Origin of the sequence: Iodobacter fluviatilis (assembly GCF_900451195.1) — a bacterium.
Taxonomy (GTDB): domain Bacteria; phylum Pseudomonadota; class Gammaproteobacteria; order Burkholderiales; family Chitinibacteraceae; genus Iodobacter; species Iodobacter fluviatilis.
Genome location: NZ_UGHR01000001.1, coordinates 1,266,091 through 1,290,819, shown reverse-complemented (window position 1 = coordinate 1,290,819; position 24,729 = coordinate 1,266,091). Strand labels below are relative to the sequence as shown.

24 protein-coding genes, 1 tRNA gene and 1 pseudogene are annotated in these 24,729 nt (G+C 44.7%); 11 read left to right on the top strand and 15 right to left on the bottom strand.

What is annotated here, in order from left to right:
* Positions 1-20: 20 nt before the first annotated feature.
* The 15 genes and pseudogenes from istB to DYD62_RS05830 all read right to left on the bottom strand — a co-directional run bounded on the left by istB (position 21) and on the right by DYD62_RS05830 (position 13,497).
* Positions 21-767, bottom strand: coding sequence for an IS21-like element helper ATPase IstB (gene istB / locus DYD62_RS05900; protein ID WP_115226499.1), 747 nt, complete (start codon positions 765-767; stop codon positions 21-23).
* Positions 754-2,259 (bottom strand): IS21 family transposase, encoded by a 1,506-nt coding sequence (istA, locus tag DYD62_RS05895; RefSeq protein WP_115226498.1) that lies wholly within the window; start codon positions 2,257-2,259, stop codon positions 754-756. The genes istB and istA overlap by 14 nt, the downstream gene beginning before the upstream one ends.
* A 64-nt stretch (positions 2,260-2,323) precedes the next feature.
* Positions 2,324-2,671 (bottom strand): hypothetical protein, encoded by a 348-nt coding sequence (locus DYD62_RS05890; RefSeq protein ID WP_207916835.1) that lies wholly within the window; start codon positions 2,669-2,671, stop codon positions 2,324-2,326.
* A gap of 17 nt (positions 2,672-2,688) precedes the next feature.
* Positions 2,689-3,159, bottom strand: a pseudogene (locus DYD62_RS05885) (IS3 family transposase); the annotation flags it as partial.
* Between the two features lie 79 nt (positions 3,160-3,238).
* Positions 3,239-4,480: a group II intron reverse transcriptase/maturase gene (gene ltrA, locus DYD62_RS05880; RefSeq protein ID WP_115226497.1), complete on the bottom strand. Its 1,242-nt coding sequence runs from the start codon at positions 4,478-4,480 to the stop codon at positions 3,239-3,241.
* Positions 4,481-5,040: 560 nt separating this feature from the next.
* Entirely contained in the window at positions 5,041-5,385 is a 345-nt protein-coding gene (locus tag DYD62_RS05870) for an IS3 family transposase (protein ID WP_165928813.1), read from the bottom strand.
* Positions 5,382-5,702, bottom strand: coding sequence for a transposase (locus tag DYD62_RS05865; protein ID WP_115226494.1), 321 nt, complete (start codon positions 5,700-5,702; stop codon positions 5,382-5,384). Before DYD62_RS05865 ends, DYD62_RS05870 begins: the two co-directional genes overlap by 4 nt.
* A 130-nt stretch (positions 5,703-5,832) precedes the next feature.
* Positions 5,833-6,552 carry a hypothetical protein gene (locus DYD62_RS05860; RefSeq protein WP_115226493.1) on the bottom strand — a complete coding sequence of 240 codons (720 nt, stop codon included), beginning with the start codon at positions 6,550-6,552 and terminating at the stop codon, positions 5,833-5,835.
* A gap of 33 nt (positions 6,553-6,585) precedes the next feature.
* Positions 6,586-7,041, bottom strand: coding sequence for a CesT family type III secretion system chaperone (locus tag DYD62_RS05855; protein WP_115226492.1), 456 nt, complete (start codon positions 7,039-7,041; stop codon positions 6,586-6,588).
* Between the two features lie 84 nt (positions 7,042-7,125).
* A complete protein-coding gene (locus DYD62_RS05850) occupies positions 7,126-8,055 on the bottom strand; it encodes an IS1595 family transposase (RefSeq protein ID WP_115226491.1) in 930 nt (309 codons plus the stop codon).
* Between the two features lie 316 nt (positions 8,056-8,371).
* Complete coding sequence (locus DYD62_RS05845; RefSeq protein WP_233702932.1) at positions 8,372-9,226, bottom strand: IS3 family transposase; 855 nt, start codon at positions 9,224-9,226, stop codon at positions 8,372-8,374.
* Complete coding sequence (locus DYD62_RS23955; RefSeq protein WP_233702874.1) at positions 9,153-9,458, bottom strand: transposase; 306 nt, start codon at positions 9,456-9,458, stop codon at positions 9,153-9,155. The genes DYD62_RS05845 and DYD62_RS23955 overlap by 74 nt, the downstream gene beginning before the upstream one ends.
* A 297-nt stretch (positions 9,459-9,755) precedes the next feature.
* The gene (gene mgtE / locus DYD62_RS05840) at positions 9,756-11,132 is read right to left on the bottom strand and encodes a magnesium transporter (protein ID WP_115226489.1); all 1,377 of its coding nucleotides are present in this window, start codon (positions 11,130-11,132) and stop codon (positions 9,756-9,758) included.
* Positions 11,133-12,288: 1,156 nt separating this feature from the next.
* Positions 12,289-12,364, bottom strand: a tRNA-Thr gene (locus tag DYD62_RS05835).
* Positions 12,365-12,564: 200 nt separating this feature from the next.
* Complete coding sequence (locus tag DYD62_RS05830) at positions 12,565-13,497, bottom strand: tyrosine-type recombinase/integrase (RefSeq protein ID WP_115226488.1); 933 nt, start codon at positions 13,495-13,497, stop codon at positions 12,565-12,567.
* Positions 13,498-13,594: 97 nt separating this feature from the next.
* Here DYD62_RS05830 and DYD62_RS05825 point away from each other — a divergent pair, with 97 nt between their 5' ends.
* The 11 genes from DYD62_RS05825 (at position 13,595) to DYD62_RS05775 (ending at position 24,547) form a co-directional block, all read left to right on the top strand.
* The gene (locus tag DYD62_RS05825; RefSeq protein ID WP_115226487.1) at positions 13,595-14,680 is read left to right on the top strand and encodes a TadA family conjugal transfer-associated ATPase; all 1,086 of its coding nucleotides are present in this window, start codon (positions 13,595-13,597) and stop codon (positions 14,678-14,680) included.
* Positions 14,677-15,033, top strand: coding sequence for a TrbC/VirB2 family protein (locus DYD62_RS05820; protein WP_115226486.1), 357 nt, complete (start codon positions 14,677-14,679; stop codon positions 15,031-15,033). Before DYD62_RS05825 ends, DYD62_RS05820 begins: the two co-directional genes overlap by 4 nt.
* Complete coding sequence (locus DYD62_RS05815; RefSeq protein ID WP_115226485.1) at positions 15,034-15,330, top strand: hypothetical protein; 297 nt, start codon at positions 15,034-15,036, stop codon at positions 15,328-15,330.
* Positions 15,327-17,831: a VirB4 family type IV secretion system protein gene (locus tag DYD62_RS05810; protein WP_132038700.1), complete on the top strand. Its 2,505-nt coding sequence runs from the start codon at positions 15,327-15,329 to the stop codon at positions 17,829-17,831. The genes DYD62_RS05815 and DYD62_RS05810 overlap by 4 nt, the downstream gene beginning before the upstream one ends.
* Positions 17,824-18,567: a hypothetical protein gene (locus DYD62_RS05805; protein ID WP_115226483.1), complete on the top strand. Its 744-nt coding sequence runs from the start codon at positions 17,824-17,826 to the stop codon at positions 18,565-18,567. Before DYD62_RS05810 ends, DYD62_RS05805 begins: the two co-directional genes overlap by 8 nt.
* A 24-nt stretch (positions 18,568-18,591) precedes the next feature.
* Complete coding sequence (locus tag DYD62_RS05800; protein WP_115226482.1) at positions 18,592-18,843, top strand: hypothetical protein; 252 nt, start codon at positions 18,592-18,594, stop codon at positions 18,841-18,843.
* Positions 18,840-19,775, top strand: a complete 936-nt coding sequence (locus DYD62_RS05795; RefSeq protein WP_115226481.1) for a type IV secretion system protein — start codon at positions 18,840-18,842, stop codon at positions 19,773-19,775. The genes DYD62_RS05800 and DYD62_RS05795 overlap by 4 nt, the downstream gene beginning before the upstream one ends.
* A 41-nt stretch (positions 19,776-19,816) precedes the next feature.
* Positions 19,817-20,701: a hypothetical protein gene (locus DYD62_RS05790; protein WP_115226480.1), complete on the top strand. Its 885-nt coding sequence runs from the start codon at positions 19,817-19,819 to the stop codon at positions 20,699-20,701.
* Between the two features lie 87 nt (positions 20,702-20,788).
* On the top strand, positions 20,789-21,544 hold the full coding sequence (locus DYD62_RS05785; protein ID WP_115226479.1) for a hypothetical protein: 756 nt from the start codon (positions 20,789-20,791) through the stop codon (positions 21,542-21,544).
* Positions 21,545-21,630: 86 nt separating this feature from the next.
* Positions 21,631-23,370, top strand: coding sequence for an ATP-dependent helicase (locus tag DYD62_RS05780; RefSeq protein ID WP_115226478.1), 1,740 nt, complete (start codon positions 21,631-21,633; stop codon positions 23,368-23,370).
* A gap of 859 nt (positions 23,371-24,229) precedes the next feature.
* Positions 24,230-24,547, top strand: coding sequence for a DUF5710 domain-containing protein (locus DYD62_RS05775; protein WP_115226477.1), 318 nt, complete (start codon positions 24,230-24,232; stop codon positions 24,545-24,547).
* The last annotated feature ends 182 nt before the right edge of the window (positions 24,548-24,729 follow it).

Sequence of the window (24,729 nt, the reverse complement as noted above, 5' to 3'; positions counted from 1 at the left end):
GTCCAAAAGTTTCCAGTTTGTCAGCCCGTTTTCTGCCCCTTTTTACGCTGTTTAAACCTGAACGAATCATTGCCCGTTTCCAGAATTTCACAGTGATGTGTGATTCGGTCCAGCAGCGCTGTCGTCATTTTGGCGTCACCAAATACCGTGACCCATTCGCCAAATGACAGGTTGGTCGTGATGATCAGGCTCGTTTTTTCGTACAGCTGGCTAAGCAAATGAAACAGTAAAGCGCCACCCGAAACAGGAAAGGGCAGATAGCCTAGCTCGTCCAGAATCAGCGCATCAATCTGGCTGAGCTGACGTGCCAGATGGCCGCTTTTGCCCAGCGACTTTTCTTTCTCCAGCAAATTCACCAGATCCACTGCATTGAAGAATCTCACCCGCTTGCCCTTGTGAATCGCAGCAACACCCAGTGCTGTGGCGAGGTGGGTTTTGCCCGTGCCGGTGCCGCCAACCAGAATCAGGTTGTGCGCATGCTCCATAAACGCAGCAGTGGCCAGTTGCTCAATCTGGGAGGCGGCCAAGGGGCTTTCTGCCCAGTCAAAGCCCAGCAGATCCCGGTGAATTGGGAAGCGGGCTGCTTTGAGCTGATAGCGCAAACTGCGTACCTCCCGATCAGCCGTTTCCGCAGCAATCAGATGATCCAGCCAGGCTTCTATCGTGGCCGGTTTTCTGGTTTTCTCGGCCTGCCATTCCGCCCAGGCCGCAGCCATACCATAAAGCTGTAATTGCTTTAACTGCAAACTACGATCAATGCAGGACATGTTGGGCTCCTCGCAGATCGTCATAACGGGCGCAGTTGGCTTGCGGGGCATGCTTCAGTTGCAGCTGATCCGGCAGATTCAGTACCGCCGGCTGGGCGGGTGCTATCAGCCTGCGCATTTCATTCAAGACCACTGCTGCGGTCACCACGCCATGTTCCAGCGCTAATTCACACGCCACCTGCAAGACATCCAGCCCCGCTGTGCGGGCCATCTGCAGCAGCTCAACAAAGGCCCGGTCGCCTTTCGGCTGCTTTAGAATCCGATCCCGCACTTGCTGTACCGCGGGTGGTAATTCCCATTGCACAAACGGCGCACCATGCCGCAAAGCACCCGGCTTTTTTTCCAGAATGGGCAAATAATGCCAGGGATCACAAATCAGCTGGTCCCGGCCAAAGCAACGCGCATGCTGAGCAACCTGGATGGAGTTCGCCACAATCTCAATGTGCGTGGCCCGGATCCGCACCGATACCGCTTTGCCCGCATGGATAGCGGGGACGCTGTAACGATTCCGGTCCACACACACCAGGCAAGTGCTGGAAACACGCAACATGGCTTCGACATAACCATCAAATGCCGCCGACATGGGGCGCAAAGCAGTGCGTTCGGACTCCCAATGGCTGGCAATGGAGCCCTCGTAAACCGGATGCTGGCGAGCGCCTAACTCCCGGCAGCGCTGGCTGAGCCAGGCATTCAGTGCCGCAAAGCTGGCAAACCGGGCCAGCGGCGTAAACAGCCATTCGCGGATATTGCCCACCTGATTCTCAACCTGCCCCTTCTCCCAGCCTGATGCGGGTGTGCAGGCCACCGGCTCAAACAGGTAATGATTGGCCAGCACCATAAACCGCCGGTTAAATTGCCGCTCTTTGCCGACCAGAATCGTGTCGACAACCGCCTTCAGATTGTCATACACCATCCGCAATGGCACGCCACCGAAGAAGGCAAAGGCCCGGTCATGCGCATCGAAGACCATTTCCTGCGTTTCCCGGGGATAGGCCACTACAAAGCACTGCCGGCTATAGGTCAGGCGGAAATGCGCCACTTTAATGGTCTGAAAGACGCCATTGATTTCGACCTGTTCATGGCTCCAGTCAAACTGGCACACCTCGCCCGGCGCAAAAACTAAGGGCACAAAGGCCTGCTTGCTGCCGGGCGCGGCGGCGCTGGACTTCCACTGTTTCACGAAGCGCTGAATGCTGTCGTAGGCCCCGGCATAGCCCTCGGCTTGCAAGCCTTCAAAGAGTCGTTGAGCGGTTCTGCGCTGTGTTTTGGGCAGGTGCCGTTCAGTTTCCAGCCATTGCTCCAGGATGGATTGAAACCGGCCGAGTTTAGGCTGGGGTTGCCGGGCACGCTGGTAGGCGGGAGATGCGGTGGTTTTAAGGTGCTTGCGCACGGTAGGACGGGAGAGTTTAAGGTCACGGGCAATGGCGCTGATACTTTCGTGACTAATGAAATGACGACGCCGGATTTCGGCAATGATGTCCATGGATAACACCCCAGGTTTCTCCGGCGAAATACCGGATGGTTACACAACCGGGGTGGAAACTATTGGACGCTGTTTACCCCGGAAACCTGGAAAGTTTTGCACGCTGATTTACAGTCAGTGCCTTCGCCACACCGGTAAAGCACTTTTTGGCAAAGATCAATGAAAGAAGAAAGCCTGTTTGCGTTGTCTTGGCTGCAATGAGCTTCTTGATGAACTCATGAAGCGCTTTGCCTTCAACCTCTTCGATGGAAGAGAAGCGGCCAGCCAAGCTCTGCGCTAGATTGTGAGTTTTATTCTTTGATTTTTGGTCGCCGCCATGAAGGGCAATCACGCAGTCGTTGTGCCCCAGCAGCCCCATTAGCGCGTAGTACTGTTTTTGATTGAAATTTTCAGGTGTGGAGTGGATGACCTGTCCTGACAACAGTAGACACACCCTCCTCAAATCCCAGCCGCTTGCCTGCTAAATTTTTGTGCAAACGTGACCGGGGATAGATTGCCCAAGCGCGTGTGGCGCCGTTGGCGATTGTAAAAAATTTCGATGTATTCTCGAATCGATGCTTCTGCCTCAAACCCGCTGCAGTAACGGTGATGATGCACCAGCTCATTCTTCAAGCTACCCCAAAAGCTTTCCATCGGTGCATTGTCGTAGCAGTTCCCTCGCCGCGACATCGATGCCTGCAAACCAAACTGCTCAATCAGCTTCCGATAGCGATGCGAACAATACTGGCTACCTCGATCTGAATGCAGGATTAGGCCAGCTTGCAGCCGCTTCCATTTCACGGCCTTCCACAGCGCTTGGCCGACCAATTCCTGAGTCATACGTGACCCCATGGCATAGCCGACGATCTCACAGGTAAAGACATCCTTGATACCCGCCAAATACAGCCAGCCTTCACCCGCCGGAATATAAGGGTGAGTAGACCGGGGGAATTTCACCCCCAGCCCCTCGCAGAACCGGACGTGAGCCTCTCAACTCATCCGGCTCCCATCATCCAGCCTTCGGCACAAATCCCATTTCCCAATGTACAAATGCGTTAGGAAACGCCTGCGCAAGTCGGCCAAGTGCACGCCATGCTCGAGTTTTATGCCGGGCAAGATGCTTGTACTTGCGCATCAACCAGCGCACCAGATAGCTATTCATGTGCTTCCAAATGGCCGACATCGCCGAGGCATAAAACCGACCATAATAACGCTGCCAGCCACGCAACACTGTGTTAAACATCGCCGACAGGTCGTCGAGTTTGCAATCACATTTCAATTGCAAGTGCCATCCCCGTATCGTCTGTCGCATTGCTTTGAGAGCATCACGACTGACTGCCGGTGAGAAATTCACATAAACTCGGCCATACTTATCCACCGCCTTACGCGGTCGAAACGTATAACCCAGAAACGTAAACTGCACGCAGTCGAACGCTTGCTGCCGATTAATATCCTGACAGTAAACGATCTTGGTTTTCTCTGGATGTAATTCAAGCCCACACTGTCGAAATCGCTCACCAATCTTGTCAAGCGCAAATTGTGCTTGCGCCAAACTCTTACAATGCACCACGCCATCGTCAGCGTAACGACAAATCCGTACGCTGCGCAGATGCTGTTTAACCCACACATCAAAGGCGTAATGCAAAAATAAGTTGGCCAGCAGCGGACTGACTACGCCACCTTGCGGTGTACCGCGTGTTCGCGCCAGAATTTGACCGTCTGCAGTTTGCATCGGCGCTTTAAGCCAACGCTCGACATACAGTAAAATCCATGGCGTTTTACAGTGCTTCTTAAGCGCACGCAGGAGTAAATCATGGTCGATGTTATCGAAAAGCCCTTTTATATCGAACTCCAGAACCCAGTCGTACTCCCAATTTCGCCGCCTTACCAAGGCAATCGCATCGTGCGCTGAGCGCCCGGGACGATAACCATAGGAATTGGGGTGAAATAGTGGATCAAGCTCTGGCTCAAGCAAAAGCTTGGCCGCAGTTTGCGCCACCCGGTCTGCCACCGTCGGTATACCCAGCATGCGTACTCCCCCTGATTTCTTGGGAATCGCAACACCTTTGACTGCCGGCGGGAAATAACTACCCGAACCAAGCCGATTCCAAAGTTTATACAGGTTGTCACTCAAGTTAGACTCAAATTGTGCAATCGACTCCTGATCGACGCCAGCGGCTCCGCCGTTGGCTTTTACACGTTGAAAAGCTCCCCAGATTAACGCTTTGGGAATGTCATAAGGCTTGGTCATGGCCGAGTACTCCTCCCACTTGCGTGGTTGACACCCAACCAGACCGGGATGACGCAGCCCCTTCGCTCCACCGCCATTACAGCGGTTTCATCACTACTACGAGCTGCTCCGCCCCTTGGTGGCGCATCGCTACTATCAGCCTCGCCTTGTCGGCTTGTGCTTTTCGCTTGCCATCGCCACCGAAGGTTCCCGCAGTTCAACATAAGAGCCCGGATTACGCTGACGCTGCCTCTATGCCGGACACCGCTTGACCCGTAAGCAGGTAACGGCCAAGCTAATCCCGGAGCAACATCACTCCCCGGTTTTGATGTCATCTGAACACTTTCGACACTTGAACGGCAGTTCACGGTTGTTCGCCTTCATTAATCCATACCTGACGCCTCAACGGACGCCTTTTCCGTAACGCTCACGACACAAGCTTTTGACTTGTGCCGCTTACGGTGGTTTGCCACCTGCTCCTGCAAGCCGATGGCGAGGGGCCATACCCTCATCTCTTACGCCGCTTGCTGCGGCACACTGATGTCACTCACCCAGACTTGGTTCGGCTCAGTGGGTTTAAACTATTGATTCAGCAAGTTATCTGCGATCGGCAGAGTGTGGTTTGAGTTCGTCGTCGCTTTGAATTTACGCTTTTGGATGCAACGAATACCTTCTTCACGCCTCAGCCGGGCGATCCGGTCACGATCCGCTTTAATTCCTTCTTCTGCCAGTTCCTCCTGCAAGCGCTTGGCGCTATAAGTCCGGCGAGTCCTGTTGTGTGCGGCCCGAATCTCTACCCGTAAACGCTCATTCTCCAGCGTGCGGCGGCAAGGTGGCCGTTTTTGCCAGGCGTAAAAACCACAGCGAGACACCGCCAAAGTCTGGCACAACAGTTTGACCGGATATTGAGCTTGCCATTGCTTCACGAACGCGTACCGGGCAGTGATTCCCTGGCAAAGTACGCCGTCGCTTTTTTTAGGATATCGCGCTCCATCCGGGCTTCGGCCAGTTCTTTGCGTAATTGCCGAACCTTAGCCATCAAGTCAGAGGCATCGGGCATCCCGGTCTGCGCGGAGGTGGTTTTGTCTGCCTTGCGGGCTTGTGTGACCCAATACGCCAGCGTGCTCTGCTTCATATTCAAACGCGCAGCAGTCTCGGCCACCGAAAACCCCTGCTCAAACACCAGCTTGATCGCTTCCGCCCGAAATTCCGGCGTATGGCTTTGCGTTATTCTTTTGCTCATTTCTCACTCCTGTTGGCTCAAAGTTTACCAAACAAGCGTGTCTACGGAATTCAGGCTACCTCAAAATAAGCCTAGCGTTAATGGGATGACTGGGGGTTTACAGTAAACGTGATCTTGCCACTCCCTGAAATCAGATAGACGTTTCCCACATTATTACCGGAGCTGCCACCGGCTTCTCATATTTCGCTGCTATTTTCGCCAGCGTAGCATCGAACTCAATTAGGGAGGCTTTGCCGCTCTTTCTGGCATATGGCTCTACGATCTCCAGCAGCTTGCTGTGCACATAGTCAGCGTTCGATTTTATCTGTTCTGGTGTTTTACAATACTTAGGAAACTTGCTATTCACAGGAATCATAATGCCATTTGCTATGCCGTTGGCGCCAGCCGCTGTGGGAGTCCATATGCCGTTCTTTTCACTGCAGGACAATCCCGCCTTATGTGCTGCCTCGCCAATTTCACGGAAATAATCCTCAGGAATCGCTTTGTGCCCTTGCTCTAGCAGGCGCTGACAACATTGATCTTTTGCACGACTGTAGACAGCGGCAAGACTCATTTGGACTGTTTGCGTTACAGTTTCAGGGTCTTTAACCGCATCTTTCGCCAGTTTTTTCTGAAATTTTCCCAGCTCGGCCTGTAAGGGTTTTGTTACAGGTGAAAGAGGAGCAGCCTTGTGTGGCTTCTTGGTGAATGGCGGCGCTGATTGAGAGCGAGTTTCTTTCTTCTCTGGTGACATCTCGAATGTGCGTCCTCGGTAAGAAACTAGGGTGGGTGTGCTGGCATCCAAGTCATTATGGCTAAGACTGCGGAAAGTTCTTAAAATTGCACCAGCAGTAATTTTCGGGAACGGCATGGTATTTCCTTTACGATGAGGTGAAATGTTAGATCAATAGACTGAAGTCAGGCGCAACCTGGGGTTTTCTTCAGGGAATTGATGGTGTGTAGATGCTGTTAGTAGTGTTTCAGAAAGTGCCAGTACTTCATCAAATGCGCTCAATAAGACAGATAAATCAGCCGCTGGTAGTGATAACTTGAGCCAGCAGACAAGCTGCTGATCCTCAGTGAGCGAGACGATGGGCTGATAGTTGTCAGAACTGATCTGATTGTGTTTCAGGCAAAGATGGCTGAAGGCTAGATCTTCCTCTGGATAGCTGCCAAGATTGGCTTCCAGTAGCAAGGTATCCGGTGCAATGCTTTCAAAATAGATACTATAGCTGTCATCGATCAACAGCCCAACTGGGCCGCCAAGCATGGCATCCTGATCGACAGGAAGCTCGAGGTATTGAAATAACTCGCAGATCAGCTGATTACATTGTTCGGATGGCATGTAAGTAGTATTCATCTAAGATAGCCAGCTTGTAATTTATTCATATAAATTGGCTGGGGCGTCATACATAGATTTTCCTGATTATGTCTCTTGCTCAGTTCATTGCCCACGCGGGCATGGTGTAGCTATTAGTAAGGCATGTAGCATGCGCGGAATAAGGGCGCATAAATCAAAACGCCGATTAAATCGATATTGCATCTCCGCCAAATAGCGGCCTGCATATTGACTGTATTTAAATGCATGATAAGTGCCAGATTGTGCCGTTTTTAAATTACCCAGCATCACATTCAGCCATTTAAATGCATCAATCTCTGTGCCAACCTTGCCTTTGGGCGCTTGAACAACTTGATGCTTAAATCCCAATTGCCGTACCACCTCAAAACCAAGCAGGCCGTCCGAAGTGACCGTACTCCCCAGTGCCAAAGCCTTTTCTGGCCATGGTTTGAGCGCTTCGAATGAAAAGCCTTGTACCGGATCAAAACGCAACCGATGAGGACGCCCATCTCGCATTTCAACCGCAGCCACAAAAGCGACCTTATTTTCAGATCCACGTCCACGCTTGCCACCGTGCCGCTCGCCGCCCAGATAAGCATCATCGATCCGAACATCACCACTCAAGGGTAGATTGACCTCTCGTTGTCTCATGGCCTCCATGAGCTTATGTTTCAGCAGCCATGCGGCTTTCCAGCTAATGCCCAGTTGCCGGCGCAGCGATAAAGCAGCGATATCTGTTTTTAATTGCGTCACCAGATAAATGGCCAGAAACCACTTAGTCAGGGGGAGTTGCGACTGGTGCATCATGGTTCCTGCTGTCAGGCTGGTTTGGTGCGCACAATGATCACAATCCCACAGCCGGGTTTTGCCTCGTATAAATGTGCAGGCATTCTGTCCATGGCACTTGGGGCAACGAAAGCCTTGTGGCCAGCGCGCTTTTTGCAATGCGGCTTCGCATTGTTGCTCTGTACCGTACAACTGGATGAACTCAGGCAAAGACAAGCCCTTTTGCATCTGGATACCATTGATTGCCATGATCCACCCCCGCAAAGCAGAACGTTCGTTCACTTTACGCCGCACGAATAGCTAAATCAAGGGTTCCGGAGCAAGAGACATAATCAGGTAGATTTTTAGGCATAATTAATTCCTTTTAAAAAGCGTATTGAAAAACTAACTATTAAAAAAATACAATCAACATAAATAAAAAGTTTTTAATTACGCCTAAGAAGTATAAGCAAGTCAAATAAAAGCAAGCAATGAGACGGGTACAATCTTAATGTTGTAGTGGTGCAGATTTGTACGGTAACTCCACGGTAATCCCCCCGTTTTTAAGCTCACTTAAAAGTAGAGGCTAGGCATGTAATGCCAGTTTCTGTTTTGGGGTGATGCCACCCAATCCCATATGTGGGCGTTCGTTATTGTAACTCCAAAGCCATTGCGTTGCGGTTTCTTGTACTTCAGCAATACTTTCAAAATCATCACAAGCCAGCCATTCATATCGAACGGTACGATTATAGCGTTCAATATACGCATTTTGCTGCGGGTTGCCGGGCTGAATATAGGCCAATTCAATCGATTGTTGTTCTGCCCAATTTTTTAATATGTGACTAATGTATTCAGGGCCATTATCAGACCTGATTCGTTTGGGTTTACCACGCCATTCAATAATTTGATTCAGGCTGCGTATTACGCGCTCTGCTGGCAAAGAGAAATCGACTTCAATACCTAATCCTTCCCAATTAAAATCATCAATCACGTTAAATAAGCGAATGCTGCGGCCATCGGCCAATTGATCGTGCATAAAATCCATCGACCACGTTTCATTTTTTGCCTCTGGCACTGTTAATGGCTCTGGCGTTTCGCGATCTAAACGTTTTTTAGGTTTAATCCGTAGATTTAATTCTAAATCACAGTAAATCCGGTAAACGCGTTTATGGCTCCAGCGCTTTTTCCTGACATTGCGCAGATGCAAAAAACAAAGGCCAAAGCCCCAGTTGCGATGCGTTTCCGTGAGCTGGACTAATGAATCAGCGATTTGGGCATTTTCTGCATCCAGCTTACGAATATAGCGATAGCAAGTCATGCTAATTGCAAAGCTGGCGCAAGCCGCACGAATAGACAATGCCCTGGTTTCAACGGCCCAGTGAGCCATCTCGCGACGCTGAGATGTTTCTAATGATTTCTGACATGGCTTCCTTAATGATATCCGCCTGCATTTGGGCTTCGATATACATCTTTTTAAGGCGCTTGTTTTCATCCTCCAGCTCCTTCATTCGCGTCATCATCGAGACGTCCATGCCGCCAAACTTAGCGCGCCATTTATAAAAAGAGGCAGAACTCATGCCGTGCTCGCGGCACAGATCGGGGACGGTTGAACCGGCTTCGGCCTGCTTTAAAATTGCCATAATCTGGCTGTCAGAATAACGTGCTGCTTTCATGTAGAGCTCCTCAAACACTGCGAGAAAATTCTACTTAAAAATGAGCTGGTTTTGTGGGGGATTACCGTTGCTGCAAGGCCAAGATGCATCACGATCAGTAACATCGATAAGCTACTCGGCCAGATTCGCCCATATATGGCTTGGCCAACATGGTGGCGCTGGCCATGTGCGGCAACTTGATTTAGCCAGCAAGCCGCTTGCTTGAAAAGTGATGAGATTGAAATACAAAAAGAGCTTAGGGTGCGCCAAATTGCTGCGCCCCCTAAGCCCCACCTGCAAGTCTGCTCGGGCTAAACCTTACTTAATCAAATGCCCAAGGAAAGCATAAGCAAAGCCAAAGTAAATAAATACGCCGAGTAAATCCATGATTGAGGTAATTAAAGGTGCGCTCAGTGTGGCGGGATCAGCACGCATCAGGCGGGCACCGAAAGGCAGCAACGCACCAATAATGCCGCCTGCGGCAGTACAAACCATCATGCTCAGACCAATCACCATCAGGATGTCGAAATTCATTGCATCCTTGCTGAAATAAGCCAGTATGGTTTCTAAAATACCAATCACCACCGCAATCGCCAGTGCAACAGGGATTTCGCGCTTAATCACAAACCAAACATCTTTCCAGCAGAGGCGGACCTCACCCAATGCCATGGCACGCAGCACCAGGGTGGCAGACTGGCTGCCGGTGTTACCCCCCATATCCACAATCGGAGCCAGAAACGCCGCCAGAATAATCACTTCGCTGATTAATTCTTCCTGCTGCGATACAAAGGTACTGGTGATGATGCCAAAGCCAGTCAGAATAATCAGCCACAGCACCCGCACCTTAAATAATTGCTTGATACTGGATTCCCTCAGGCTAAGATCTGCCCCGCCACCAGAAGCCGTGCCGCCAAATTGGGATAAACGTGTTACATCCTGCTCCTTTTCAATATCCATCGCATCATCAACGGTCATGATGCCGATCATGCGCTCGCTCTGATCCAGCACGGGTATTGCCAGTAAATCATAGCGGCGGATCAGCTCGGCCGCGTCAACGGCTGGCCATTCTGCGCGGGCAAACACCGAGTTCGTTTTCATCAGCTCATCCACCCGCATCCCGGGCTTGGCCAGCACCAATTCCCGTAAAGAAACCGTGCCCAATAATTGCCTGTCTTCATTCACCACATACACCACATAAATGGTTTCTTTATCCGGCGCGCCCTGGCGCAGGGAGAGCAAAGCCTGCTCTACCGTCTGCTGAGATGTGATGGTGGCATATTCAGATGTGGTGGCCGAGCCGACCGAGCCTTCGGGAAATGATGCAAACTTTAAAATATCGTCGCGCTCTGCCTTAGCCAACGCAGGTAAGAGCAGCTCTTTTCTTTCTGCATTTAAGCGATTAAAAATATCAGCGCGCTTATCTGAAGGCAGCAGCTCAAACAAATTGACGACAATATCAGCCGGTAGGGCAATAAGGATTTTATCTTGCACGGGAGCGGCAAAATGAGAAAACAAGGCACTACGAGGGCTAGGGTCCAGCGAGCGCAGCAGCCGGGCAATTTGCTCAACTGGGTGCTCTTCCAGCACATCGGCCATATCCGCTAGGGGCGTGGTGCGGGCCAATTTGGCAAATGCATTGCTATCGTACAGACGCAGCATGGTCTGGATGGCGTTTGATAATTCTTGATGCTTCATAGAGTCGAAATCCTTCAGCGGCAGCGCGCTTCAGGAAACCACTCAATTTTCAAACGAGGGAAACCCTTCCACGCAATGCCGGAATAATATTAAAAAGTGAATACCAGTCAAAACAACAACTAGGGGGCTCTGGGTCCATCTTGCTACGGGTTTCCTTATTAAAAAAATGGCTGGTTTTTGCTATAAGCAGGAATTAATCTCATTCAGAACAATCCCACGGGGCGCTTTACATCATTGTTTTTACTTAGTCCGGTAGGCGTATTAATACCACTTTTAACAATACTGGCTAAATGACTATCATATTGTGAATATCGCCAAAATATTCTTTAGCCGGCAACCCAATTGGCATTTATTAATTTTAAAAATCAATACGTTATGAAACATAGATAATGCGAAGCGGGTATTTAATTTCCAAGAAAACACCCCGCCAAATAGCAAGCTTCAGCGTCAAACTAAGATCCAAAAACCTACTCCACTGCAGGCTCCAAAAAGAAATGGCGACACCATAGATGACAAATTAAGAATAATCATGGATTAATTTAATCAATAGATACCAAACACCTGCAAAGCAAACAGTAAATCGTGAAGACTGGTTGCTTTTGGCATAACCACATCAATAAATCGATGCAGCAGCTACTACGGCTACCGAGTTAAGCCAAGCAACATATGGGGGATGGCGTTTATATCTTAATGAGTCGCGGCCATCACGATATCTACGAATTGATGAACAAGTTTGCAAGACCGACGATTGCTCACTCGAAATGTCACAACATCTCTGGGTAAAAGCAGTGCACGCGCTTAGCCAACCTAATACTCGCAGAGCATTCCCAATCACATATGCAAAGAAGCATGGGAGCCGGTAGCAATGAGCTGCGATCAACAGCAAAAATTAAATAGGCAAAACAAAATACCAGCTAGCTGATTGCCTCATATTAAATACGATATGAGCCACACAGTTGGAAGGCTAACTTCGTTTGACAGGCTTTTTTGAAGATAAATAAAGGGATTTTAACGCGTGTAGCAGCGCAAATTTTGTCTATTAAAAAACATCATCTGGCGAAGAAAAAACGGGTGGATTTACTGAATAATATTAGACAATTGTCTAATATCGACAAAAAGAAAAAGGGCTTAGCATAAGCTAAGCCCTTTATCATATTGGTGCCGACGGCAGGAATCGAACTCGCGACCCCCTGATTACAAGTCAGGTGCTCTACCAACTGAGCTACATCGGCGTTATTTCACAATAACTAGTTATTTCAGAATTCTTCTTCTGCCCAAAAAAAACATGAACATTGCACAGTCGCGTCGGTCGGCGAATAGCTCGACGTCAACTATACAAGCTCCCTGTAAGCAGCAAAATACGACGTGGATACTATACCATTTAAAAAACGAACGCAAATCTGTTTGCACTTAATCCGTAATATTTCTGACGTCAAACCATTATGACGCTTGCTTTATTCAATGCCATAGCCATTGTTGCGTGATCAGCTTCAACATACCCCGCCGTCACCTCAATGCTTGAATGACCCAAAATTTCTTGAGCAATCCGAATGTTTGAAACATTATTCACCAACACAGTAGCCAGTGTATGCCTATACCGATGAGAGCTAATTGGGGCGTCAATTGAGGCAGAAATCCTACGAAAAAAACTTTTAACCGCTGCCCGCGTCATCTTTTTTCTAAGAATATTTTTACTGTTATGGTCATGCACGTTAAAAACTTGTCGATCGTAGCCAAACAACCCCACTGATTTCACATGCCACAATAACACCAGCAAGGATGGCTTCAATTGCTCTGGAATTGGCACATACCATTCTCGGTGATTTTTACTTGTCTCAGACTCCAGCCTAATTTGCATCATTTCAAAATCAACATCGTCCCAAATAATTCCTACCAACTGCCCTAACCTCATACCTGTCATGGATAGCGTCATGACAGTCGCTCGCCAGAAATACTGGGGATAAAAACGGGAAACGTCACCCTCATCTGACTTTTCTTCTTCTGCATCTAAACGATGCAAAACTCGTTGCCTTGCATGAACAGGAATTGTTTTCTTACCCCGCTTCCCGATTCGAATCGACTTAAACCCCTCGCAAGGCGACTCCTGAATTACTCCTGCCCGTACTGCAAATCCCATCAGAACTGAAAAATGCCGGTAATACGTATTCCATGAAATCGGCTTGCATCTTAAGAGAACCGCGTCACGCCACGCAATCAAGTGCTTCCGAGCAATCTTATCTACATCAATATGGCCAACGTCTTTTGAGAACAAATGAGCAACCAAAATATAGTTATCACGGGTTGCGGGGCGCAAATACTTTTCTTCTAAGTACATTTGAACTAAATCAGACAAATTTATCGACACTTAAGTACCCCTAAAATCCACAGACTTACAGCACTAAACAGCTAGAGAAAATTGTTAGTATTTCTAAGGCTGCTAAAAAATTAATCGAAACCACACAATGACTGAACCTCTTATCCTGCCAGCATCAGAACAACTTGAACTGATTAGTTTGGCAAAACGCCTGCTCGGTGATCAGTTGCGCTCAATCACGCCACTTCTAGAAGACACAGACGTTTTAGAAATAATGATCAACGGGCATAACAATATTTTCGTTGAAAAAAATGGCCGTATTGAAAAATCCAACCTTGTTCTTCCAGAAGGTTCATTGATCGCGGCTATTAAACTGATCGCTAAACAGAATCGAAAAGAGGTCAGAGAAAATGGCAGGATCAGTGAACATTTAATTTTGGATGCGGAACTACCAGGTTTGCGCATCGCGGCGGCCCTGCCACCAATTTCATATTTTGGTCCCGTCATGGCGATCAGAAAACACGGGCGTCATGTTAGGACCCTTGATGATTATGTCAATGACGGATCATTTAACCCTTCCTACGAAGATACCGGCGAAATACTGACTGCTAGGCCTGCAGATCATTTAGTTTCACAAGGTGGAATACACCTAAAAAATTCGTTGGAATGGATGAGGGACACTCATCAGAATATTGTAATTTCAGGCGCAACATCTAGCGGTAAAACAACTTTTCTAAATGCATATCTACAGGGGCTCTCCCCTTATGAGCGCATTCTAACTATCGAAGACACTAAAGAGCTCCAAATAAAAGTTCCTAACTGGGTAGCCCTAGTTAGTAATCAAGCACTTGGTGTCGATACTCACTTACTCCTTAGATTGTGTTTACGCATGCGACCTGATCGCATTGTTGTTGGAGAGGTCCGAGGTGCAGAAGCTTGCGACTTGATGGACGCTTTAAGCACTGGCCATTCAGGTGGAGCCGTTTCATTACATGCGGAGAATGCGCATTCCGCCCTTTCTCGGTTAGAAAATATGATGCGCAAAAGTCCAGATATGCGAAACACGCCTATTGAAGTAATTCGAGAACAAATAGCGCAAACAATTAATTTTGTTGTACACGCCTCCAGGCGAGGAGGGAAAAGAGCACCTGAAGAGGTAATTGAAATACTTGGTTGTGAACACGGTAAATACATTACTAAAACTCTATTTAAAAAACAAAGGATCTCTACATGAAAAAGCAATCCATAGCATTAATGTGGTCGGCACTATTCTTAATTCATTCAAATGCAGATGCGGCGGATACATTTACCGGCCTATGCAAAGTGATGACCGATACAAGTCCAAAAATTATTGGACTAGTTGCATTTATTATGATTGTTGTTTTTGGATTAGGCCTTGCACTGGCCAGCAAAATGGATGGATTCATTGGTAGAGCAATTCAAATCGTATTAGGTGTTGGGATTGCGGCATCAGCGGCACCCTTTGTAACAAGCATTTTGGGCATTAGCATTCCATGTGGCGGAAGTGGGTCTGGGATTGTGGTTAATGCAATTGAATATTTAAACACCTTTATGGCAATTGCATAAATGAGAGAAAATGAACTCCCTGAATTCATGGATGTGCCAAGAACAATATATGGAGTTCACTGGATTTTGTTTGCTATTAATATGCTCACCGCAGGCTTAATGGTTATTGGTTTTGAGCTGTATGCTTTTATATTATGTAGTTTAATCGCTCATTATATATTGAAATCTATTACTGAAAAAGATTCACATTTGGTGGCCAGCTATTATGGCTATTTTTATCAGGCTGACTGCTATGAGCCGTGGCCTAGTAATGACAATATTCGTCCTGACGGATTTGGAAATAAGGTGTTAATGTGAAACGTGCCTCATGGGGTAAACTCATTCCGTGGTTAATGATGGTACGTAACGATGTTGTTATGTGCAAAGATGGTTCATTGCTCGTTTGCTACGAAATAAAAGGGCAAGATATTGGCGGACTCACGGAAAGTGGTGAAGATGACTTATCGTCAATTAGCGATGCTGCATTTTCAGAGTTCAAAAATATGCCCATTACCATTTGGACGCATTTAAAAAGAAGGTATTTAAAAGGGATTTCAACAACAAGTTTTAGCAATCCAATCGCAAAAATGTTAGAAACTGAATTTAATACAGTTTTTGAAAATCTACATCCAAGATTTTCGAATCGACAATATTTATCCGTATTGATTTCTCCATCTGATCAAAGCTTCCTTAATCGAATTAAAAATGCGGTTGGAAAAGATGAGCCTATCGCAGCCATTTTAACAGAAATGAAATCTATTTTTAACCCTGGAGAAACGCTTAAACAAGAAGTTTCTCACATTACCGAGTCAGTTCTTAAAATTGATGGGATGTTACGTAGTTTTGAACAAACATTAGAGCGTTCAACAGGTTTAAGACGCTTGCATGATAAAGAGCTCATCAACTATTTGGGCGGAACTATTTCTGCCAATGATTCGAACCAAATTAATTGGGCAATGGATGTTGTCGCGGGTGAATTACTGGACACAGCATTACCAAACTCAACTCTGCAGGTTGCATCTGAGCATTTGGTTAATAGTAATGCTATGGATACAAAGTACATCACAGGTTTGACTGTTATTAAGGCGGTTAAATCAACTCCATCAAAGTTGAACTGCTTATTAGGGATTAATGGAGAACTGGACTCCATTCAATTATTTAGAATAATCCCGCAATCAAAAGCAACAATGATTTCTAAACGTGCTCAGCAATTCTACAGTCTGTCGAGTATTAATATAGGTGAGTATTTCAGGCTGGCAATGAAAGGGAAAAAAGGCAATCCTGACGACGTGCAACGAAATGCGCACAAAATGTCTTTAGTAGAAAAATGTAAAACTATTGAATCAAAAATTGACGCTGGCCATTTATACGGCTGGTACTCATCAATTATTTTATGCAACGGCCCCACTCTTTTAGAGTCAAAAAGGGTGGCTACAGAAGTTCAAGAAAAATTAAAAAACTCATCTATTAATTCTATTTCAGAACAATTGCATTTGCTTTCTGGGTACTCATCCTCCATCCCCGGCCAATGGCGTCAAGTGCAACGCTGGCTTTATCGCCCTATTTCAGCATTCTCTGACTTTGCTCCATTCAAAACAGTCAATCCAGGCTCTGCCAAAAATGACTATTTTTCCGAAAGCATGGACAAGCATTGCCCTGCCCTTGCAGAGCTACCGACCGAATATGGAGTCCCATACAGGTTCAACTTTCATCTCGCAGATTTAGGCAATGCGATGGTGATTGGTCCATCTCGCACAGGTAAATCAACGCTACTTAATTTTTTACTGTCTCAATTTGCAAAATACCATGGCCGTTTAATTATCTTTGATAAATCGTATAGCTGCTGGATCCCTACAATCCTACAGGGAGGCAAGCATATTGACTTTCAACCTGGCAGCCAAAACCACTTAAATCCTTTGCTTATGCTGGATGATCCTGATGCTTGGCCATTTCTATCCAGCTGGATAGAAAAGCTCATTTGTGCACGAGGCTACTCGCTTCAAGCTGATGATGAAATGGAAATCAACTCGTCAATGCGTCATTTAAAGGGATCAGGTAAAGACTCTTGGCGTCTACACGCTCTATGGCATTTTCTCCCATATCATTTACAAGCTGAGCTGGCCCCTTGGGTTGGAGATGGGCCATTAGCCTATGTATTTGATCATATGGATGATTCATTTGAGTTTGCCAATATTACGTGCATGGAAATGGGCGAACTCCTTAAAGATGAAAGATCACGTAAGCCAGTAATGAGCTATGTATTTTATCGAATTGAGCGCGATATAAAATCCACTCGAAGAAGCGTTATTTACCCGACAACTATCTATGTTGAAGAAGGTCATTACTTACTTTCTAATCCTGAATTCACTGCGGAATTTGACGTTTGGCTACGCGATATCGCCAAGAAATTAGGGCATGTCATCATCACAACCCAATCACTCGGCGAGTTAGCGAAATCAGCTGCATTTGAAGGAATTATAGATAATATTCCTACAAGAATATTCTTACCAAATCAAAATATTGAATCCCATTTGAATCTATACAAAGGGATATTCTTGCTGAATGACAAGCAAATCGAAATGATTAAGTCTGCTATTCCTAAGCGAGAATATATTGTAATTCAAGGTGATATTACACGAAAAATATTACTGCCATTACCTCCTCGCGTTTTGGCCTGCTGCCGGTCTGATTTAAAAGCAATTAGTATATTTAATAAACACTGGAATAACGGCAAGCCAAACAATGAAAATTGGCAAGAGCGTTATATTGATGAAGTTTCTCATGTGAGTATTGAAGAAGAGGAAAGTGAATATGCGTAAATATATTATTTCTTTTTTACTGGCATCAAGCATTAGTAATGCTTGCTACGCATATGCTTATGCGCTGGAATTCACGCAATGGCTAAACAATTTCGAGCTTGTGACGTCAAACTTATCTCAGGCAGAATTAGTGGCCGTTCAAGCAAAAGAATACGCACTACAGTTAGAGCAACAAATTGAACGAATAAAAAACATGGCGAATGTGCCAAGAGATGTGATCCAGAAGCAATTACAACCCTATATTAGAACAGCCGAAAAAATCAGGGAATTGCGTGATCATATTCAATCTTTCAAACGCTCTGTTGAAGATGTAAGAACCGTGTATACACGACGTATTGAAGAAATGAAAAACTTGAATTTAAATCCTGAAGAATATATGCGAGCTGAAATAAATCTTGCTAAGGTCCGAGGTGGAGAATACAAAAAATCTCTTGATGAAGACATGATCTCTTTAGGCCGTGTAGCGGAAGAAGCCCAAGGTCTACAAGAGTCACGTTCTCAAATAGAAGGAATTGATGGGAACTTAAAAGGATTTAAAGTCCTAGCACAACAAAGCCATATGTTAGCGTCCATTATGATGGACGTAAAATCCAGTGTAATTAAAGCTAATTCATTGAGCAATGAAAAAGCAATCAATGAAATAAGCAATGAAGAACGTGACAATATGATGAGAGAGCTAAGAATAAAGAAAAACAATGAAGAGCGTGAAAAAATAAAAAAATCTTTCAAATTGTAGCATGACCAATTCTTGGAGTTAGTCATGATTAAAAAATTCATCATTCGTCGATTTAAAATAAGCGATTCTGAGTTCGAAGAAATAAAATTATTAGCAAACATTAAAGATAAAAACGAAAGAACACTCGCTCTATCTGCTCATGAAGTAAAAAGTAAAAATTTCAAGCTTGCTTATATTTTTTACTCCATATTCACAAGGCATAAAAACCTTGTTGTTTTTGGAACGCTTATTATTTTATTGCAACTATATATTTTTATAAAAAGAGTGTTTTTATGACAACTGGTGCAATGGATTACGCTGCGATACTTAAGCAATTAAGTCTTTCAATTGTCAGTGAATCAGAGAAATTCTCTACTGTATTTATTTTAAATGGACAAGAATTTTTGGCCATCCTTTTATTTTCTGTGATCGTATTTAATGCACTTGAAATTGCATTGGGTGGTGGGATGGATGCATTTGTTGAGCTGATCGTCACTGTAATACAAGCATGCGTTGTTTTATCACTCATTATGAATTACCAGTCAGCTGTAATTGATAGTATCACTTCCATATTTAACGGCCTGCAACTTGCCGCGACTGGGGGACAAAGTGGCGATGCGGCAATGGAATCAATTGTTAATTTATTAACATCAACATCAGGGAAACTATATGTTCAGCTACTAGATAACACTAAAAATAGTCTTCTTTCATGGAAATCACTCATTCCAGGTGTTGCTGCTGCTCACATGCAGGAAGGACTTGTTGGGTTATTGTATATAACCATTGCATCGATATTACTTATGCTCTCCGCAATTGTTGTGATGTGGTATTGGACATTAGGATCCTTATTGCTAGGAATTTCACTGGCATTCGGTCCATTAATGATTCCATCAATTATTCATGAACGTGTCAGTTTTATATTTGATGGTTGGTTTAAATATACTATTGGAGCAGGATTCCTAAAATTAGTTGCTATTGTTGTTATTACAATAACAGCAAACGTATTAATTTCAATGCAATCTCATTTGGAAATAAACATCACGAATGGTGATGCATTACCAATTCAAGCATCCATGACCGCTGTACTGCTAGCACTTACGGTTTTATTCCTTTGCATGCAAATACCTGACATTGCATCCGGTTTATTAAGCGGTGCAACTAAAGGAGCAAAAGGCTCTCTTCCAGGCGCAGGCCTGGCAAAAAACGCATTAAAGAGCGTAAAGCTCTAATTTAGTAAACATAACCAATAGCTCAACCCAAGGAGACTGAAATGAACTCGAATGAAAACTTAAATCCAGAATTAGGCACTGAAGATACTTCTCTTTCAGCAGAAAACCAGCTAATCGAAGAATCTAATGCGTGCCCGGTAAGCACAGCTGCAGATGCCACCACACCTGAAAACAATGCCGCTACGGTGATGAGCCGAGCACAGCAGAAGGAAGTAAGGGCGCTGGAGCGCCGAAGACTGGGGAAGGTAAGAGCAGAACGACTTGCTGAAACAAACACGACTATTCGTGAAAATTGGTTAAGCCGAATCAAAGGCGCTGTTGGCCGCATGCAAAGAGATTTGCCCAGTCAGCCTCTCCAACACTTATTCAACCAAACATTCTACGTAAACTCCAAAAATGTTTTTTTCATTGGAACATATGGCCCGGCTATTTTACCGGCTAAAGATATCGAACTGGTCGTATCCATCATCAATGGCTGGATTGATGAGTTTGAAATTGAAATTACCAACCTACACGCCCCTATCAAAAAGCTCCTCGAAACTCTACGTAGCAAGCAGGTAGACAGCGTGTCAAAAGCCGACCGGCTAATTGAAGTTTCGTATCCAAGCGAAGATTCAGAAGAAGTGATCATCACCAGCCCGATGGCCACAGCTTACCTTCGGTTGTTATGGCGAATCGAAGAGTATCTTTTTGATTTAAATGTCTTAATGTTGAATCGTTTTAAAACTCAAAAAGAGTATAACCAGTCATTTTATAAAACAAAAATAAAATTAAGAAAGTTATCCATTGATATTCGGAAGCAAGCAATAAGCGTACAGCAGAAGTACACTGCTCAGCAAAAACATAATAAAGAGCTATTAGACATTGCTGCGGATCTTGATCCGCAAAAAAATGCCGAACCAGATTTGGAATTAAGCGAAGCCTAATTTAAACAAAAGTGATTGTTCATAACTTATTGAACAATCACTTCAATCTTTAAAAAATCCTGTTGATAACATAGAGTGTTAGCGATCATGAACCTAAAAAATATTGTAGCAATATTTAAATATAATTATTCTTATATTAAGGCCTGCAGTATTTTAGGCATCCTAACCCTCCCCTATGGCTTATTTATCGGCCTCAACCTAAGCCATCTCACCGTATGGTTAGGTTATGTATTAATATTTTCAGTTGGAGGGTTAATACTCAACAACGCAATAAAAAAACGAATTTCTAACTTAAGAAAACGTATTGAAACTAGCTCCCCTATTTCATGGGACGTGGCCCTCAACAACGTGAAAATTGGTGAAATTAGTGATGAAAAATATGCCTATATTTGTTTAAAAACCTCAACTGACAAAAAGATATATATTGCTCAATTTTTAAATGCTCTTTGGGTTTGGTTATTAAGAATTAACGATTTTATTTTCACTATACCTGTCGCTATCTTTTGGATGTTATTCATATTTGCTATATTTGAACCGGATACTTTGCTAAACATATTCTCCAATTTTAGTAAGGAATCTTTAGCATTCCAACCTTATAGTCACTTTGCGAATCTGTGCTATAGCTGGTTAGTTTTATATATTACTTTTACTGGCATAACCATATTTCTTGGTCATCAGCCAAGAGGCTTCATTAATCATTTTGCGAACCAAAAAAATAAATCAATTCGGGAATACTTAGGCATAGCAGCAGAAGGCAATCTTATATTAAGAAGTTTTAGCTATACCGAAACCGATGCTAATTCGCAGTCAGGAATTTACACTGAAATTAGGTTTCGCCCTTAAAAAAGCAACACCACTCTATTTATTTATAATTCTTGGCTCTTCACTTCGTCAATAGCTAAAGAGCAGCCAATCATATTGGCTGCTCAGTGAACCATAGCTTTGTTATAGCGACCAAACTCATCATGCTAAATATCAACCAAGAACAAGCTATTCATGCATCAGGTAATTTGGCGGTTTTTGCATGCCCTGGGTCAGGAAAAACACGAACGCTAATTGAAAAGGCAGCGCACTTAATTAGCCCAGATCATGATGATCGCATTCTCATTGTCACTTTCACAAAAAAGGCAGCAGGCGAAATCAAAGAACGGATTAATAAAAAAATTGGCCCTCTTTCATCACGCATATCTGTTGGCACGTTTCACTCCGTATGCAAACAACAACTTGAGAAAGGGCTGAGTAAAAAGTTTAATTTAGTTACGGGCAGTAAATTAATTGCATTAGTTAAAAGGGCAATGAAACAAGTCGATTTTGAAGGTAAGGCCGATGATGCTCTGCAAAAAATTGATGCCGCTAAATGCAGCATTACTGCCCCAACGGATGCTGCCATAAATGATTTGTTTGAAGCTTACCAAGAGTTGCTGCGACGTGATGGCAAGCATGATATGCACGACCTCATTTTAGATGCCGTGGCTGAAATGAAAGCAGGCCGACTCCGGCCATTTGGGCATAAATGGATTTTTGTTGACGAATTTCAGGATACTGATCACGTTCAATTCGAATGGTTAAAATTGCATAGAAACCCTAGCCGCTCTATCACGGTTGTCGGAGATGATGACCAGTGCATCTACGGCTGGCGAAATGCTCTAGGCTTTCAAGGTATGGAGCGCTTCGTTAACGAGTTTCAAGCTGAAGTTGTCACACTTGGTATAAATTATCGGTCTTATAGAGAGATCGTATTCCCATCTGCTTGCCTCATTAATCTTAACCAGGACAGGATGCTAAAGGCTCTTGACCCGGCAAGGGGAAGAGGCGGGCGTATTGCATGCAATCGATTTTCGACAGATCAAGATGAAGCTGAGGCTTTAGCAAATGCAGCCACCCAAGCCCCTTCTGAATGGGCCGTCTTGGCTCGAACAAATATGGCGCTTGATGTTATTGAGTTAGAGCTTACTGCCCGCCAGATCCCTTATACACGCCACGGCGGGAGTGGCGTTTGGTCCAAGCTTGCAACGCAAGTTTTACTAGATCTATTGCAAAGTATTTCACGGCAATCTAACGGTGGATATGACTCTCTTCTTCACTGGATGGGTGTTCCTGAACATGAACTATCTCAACTGCATCAGCATGGGCAGATTAGCTACGTTGGTGCCAGCTATCCAGATGGGGATGGCATAAGTGCCTCAACGAAGAAGACAATAAATAATCTGGCCATTAAGTTTCTTGATTGGCAAAATCTGGCCAAAAACAAGCGGGAAGAATTACTGCTTATTGGGGTATCTGAATTTCTAATGCCTGCAGCCAGTACTTGGGATAAAGAAATACTTGCTCGAGCAATCTCGGTGCTACAGCGCTTGAAAGGTTCAATATCACAGCGGATCGCACTCGTTCAGCGAAAACAAGAAGAAGATATCGAAGGGGTCGGACTTTTCACAATGCATGCAAGCAAGGGGTTAGAATTTACCAATGTCTGGATTATTCGAGCAGAAGAAGAAGTTATCCCTAGCGAAAGATCTCCAGAAAGCGAAGAGAGACGACTCATGTACGTCGCAATGACACGAGCTCAGAATAGGCTTGTTATTTCCGCCACATCACTAAATAAGCCTAGTCGGTTTATTTCAGAAGCAGGCCTTTCCATGCCCAAAGTCGGCTCCCCAATTAATCTCTAACTATCAATTTCTCCCGGATACAGTAGGGCTAATTTTTAAGTACTGAAAACCAGCTCTGGTAGCAGGACAATGCACCTACCTGAGCTGGTTTTTATATCTATATCGATTGTCTTTCACCTGCCCTCTCTTTTTTCTTGGTTAAATAACTCAATTCCTAAATAAAATATAACACGTCTTATCCATATACGACATTTTCATTAAACCTCTTGCAGATGAAATTGCAGATAAATTTAAACGTTCCTTAGAATATTCTCTCGCATGTAGCACATTCGTTTTTCAATGCATAACTATCAGCACAACGCTCCACCTTATAAAATACTACGTCATTACTACGTATATCAATGGTCACTAAAAAAGTGATACCTATTAATTACTACGTAAAGTTAACGTAGTAATTAATAGGGAGTGCCTTAAGCTTTTTCATTTGCAATGATAAATTCAGATATAAAATACTGGACACTTTGCAAATCCTATTGAATAATCAAGATTCATCAGCTTTTATCGTAATGACACGCGAACTGAACGTGAGCTAAAACGCAGTACCATTAGCCCTTTTTGGCTTAACCCATTCGTATTCAAACGAAATTGATGTACTCCACACAAGCTTTACCTTAAAAAAGGACGCCGCATAGCGTCCTTTTTTATTATCAAATCTTAAGATATTTTGGTTTATGTCTTGCAGAAATATTGCACGGCAAATCAGATATTCAATTTTTATTAATTAACCACATAAAAATCATGAAATGGTGACGCCAAGTGGCGTCATTTTTTTGTGCAGCCTTTCACTCAGGAAACAACATTTTTCACCCAAGCGGGCCCCCCCGCTTGGTGGGGCTCCGCTCACCACGGAGCTTTTAACATGCGCAGTCATAATCAATCCAATGCCTATGCCAGTACCATGCGTAAAAATGGCCATGGTCAGGCGGCTACACAATTTCTTGCCTCAGAACACAAACGACATTTACAAAACTCGCTTGTCTCCGGCGTCGCTTACAAAACCTACATTGATGTCCCATACGTAGATAAAGAGCAGGCAAAAGCATTTGGTGCTCAAGCAGAAAAAATTGGAGCGCAATGGCGCTGGTTTATCCCTGCTTGGAAGCCATTAAAAAACTTTATTAAATGGATGAAACCTGAAGCCATCGAGTCATTTTCGCGGAATGGCATTTCAATCTAAATCACATGACCCTCCTTTATTTTGTGCATGAAGGCTCATTTATCATGTTTTTTTTAAAAAACCATTTTCAGAAATAACCAACCTAAAAAACCACTCTTTGAGTGGTTTTTTTTCATCTAAATACTCCATTTTCTTTAGGTTTTGGATGCCTAAGTACTACCAAAATCTGCTGACTTATCAAA

What these genes read in the sequence shown, in the direction of transcription:
- mgtE (WP_115226489.1), bottom strand. Translation starts at nt 11,132, where the DNA reads ATGAAGCATCAAGAATTATCAAACGCCATCCAGACCATGCTGCGTCTG.
- DYD62_RS05865 (WP_115226494.1), bottom strand. Translation starts at nt 5,702, where the DNA reads ATGAGCAAAAGAATAACGCAAAGCCATACGCCGGAATTTCGGGCGGAA.
- DYD62_RS05855 (WP_115226492.1), bottom strand. Translation starts at nt 7,041, where the DNA reads ATGAATACTACTTACATGCCATCCGAACAATGTAATCAGCTGATCTGC.
- istB (WP_115226499.1), bottom strand. Translation starts at nt 767, where the DNA reads ATGTCCTGCATTGATCGTAGTTTGCAGTTAAAGCAATTACAGCTTTAT.
- DYD62_RS05790 (WP_115226480.1), top strand. Translation starts at nt 19,817, where the DNA reads ATGAACTCGAATGAAAACTTAAATCCAGAATTAGGCACTGAAGATACT.
- DYD62_RS23955 (WP_233702874.1), bottom strand. Translation starts at nt 9,458, where the DNA reads ATGAAAGCAGCACGTTATTCTGACAGCCAGATTATGGCAATTTTAAAG.
- DYD62_RS05815 (WP_115226485.1), top strand. Translation starts at nt 15,034, where the DNA reads ATGAGAGAAAATGAACTCCCTGAATTCATGGATGTGCCAAGAACAATA.
- DYD62_RS05850 (WP_115226491.1), bottom strand. Translation starts at nt 8,055, where the DNA reads ATGGCAATCAATGGTATCCAGATGCAAAAGGGCTTGTCTTTGCCTGAG.
- DYD62_RS05800 (WP_115226482.1), top strand. Translation starts at nt 18,592, where the DNA reads ATGATTAAAAAATTCATCATTCGTCGATTTAAAATAAGCGATTCTGAG.
- DYD62_RS05820 (WP_115226486.1), top strand. Translation starts at nt 14,677, where the DNA reads ATGAAAAAGCAATCCATAGCATTAATGTGGTCGGCACTATTCTTAATT.
- DYD62_RS05860 (WP_115226493.1), bottom strand. Translation starts at nt 6,552, where the DNA reads ATGCCGTTCCCGAAAATTACTGCTGGTGCAATTTTAAGAACTTTCCGC.
- DYD62_RS05795 (WP_115226481.1), top strand. Translation starts at nt 18,840, where the DNA reads ATGACAACTGGTGCAATGGATTACGCTGCGATACTTAAGCAATTAAGT.
- DYD62_RS05825 (WP_115226487.1), top strand. Translation starts at nt 13,595, where the DNA reads ATGACTGAACCTCTTATCCTGCCAGCATCAGAACAACTTGAACTGATT.
- DYD62_RS05805 (WP_115226483.1), top strand. Translation starts at nt 17,824, where the DNA reads ATGCGTAAATATATTATTTCTTTTTTACTGGCATCAAGCATTAGTAAT.
- ltrA (WP_115226497.1), bottom strand. Translation starts at nt 4,480, where the DNA reads ATGACCAAGCCTTATGACATTCCCAAAGCGTTAATCTGGGGAGCTTTT.
- DYD62_RS05785 (WP_115226479.1), top strand. Translation starts at nt 20,789, where the DNA reads ATGAACCTAAAAAATATTGTAGCAATATTTAAATATAATTATTCTTAT.
- DYD62_RS05775 (WP_115226477.1), top strand. Translation starts at nt 24,230, where the DNA reads ATGCGCAGTCATAATCAATCCAATGCCTATGCCAGTACCATGCGTAAA.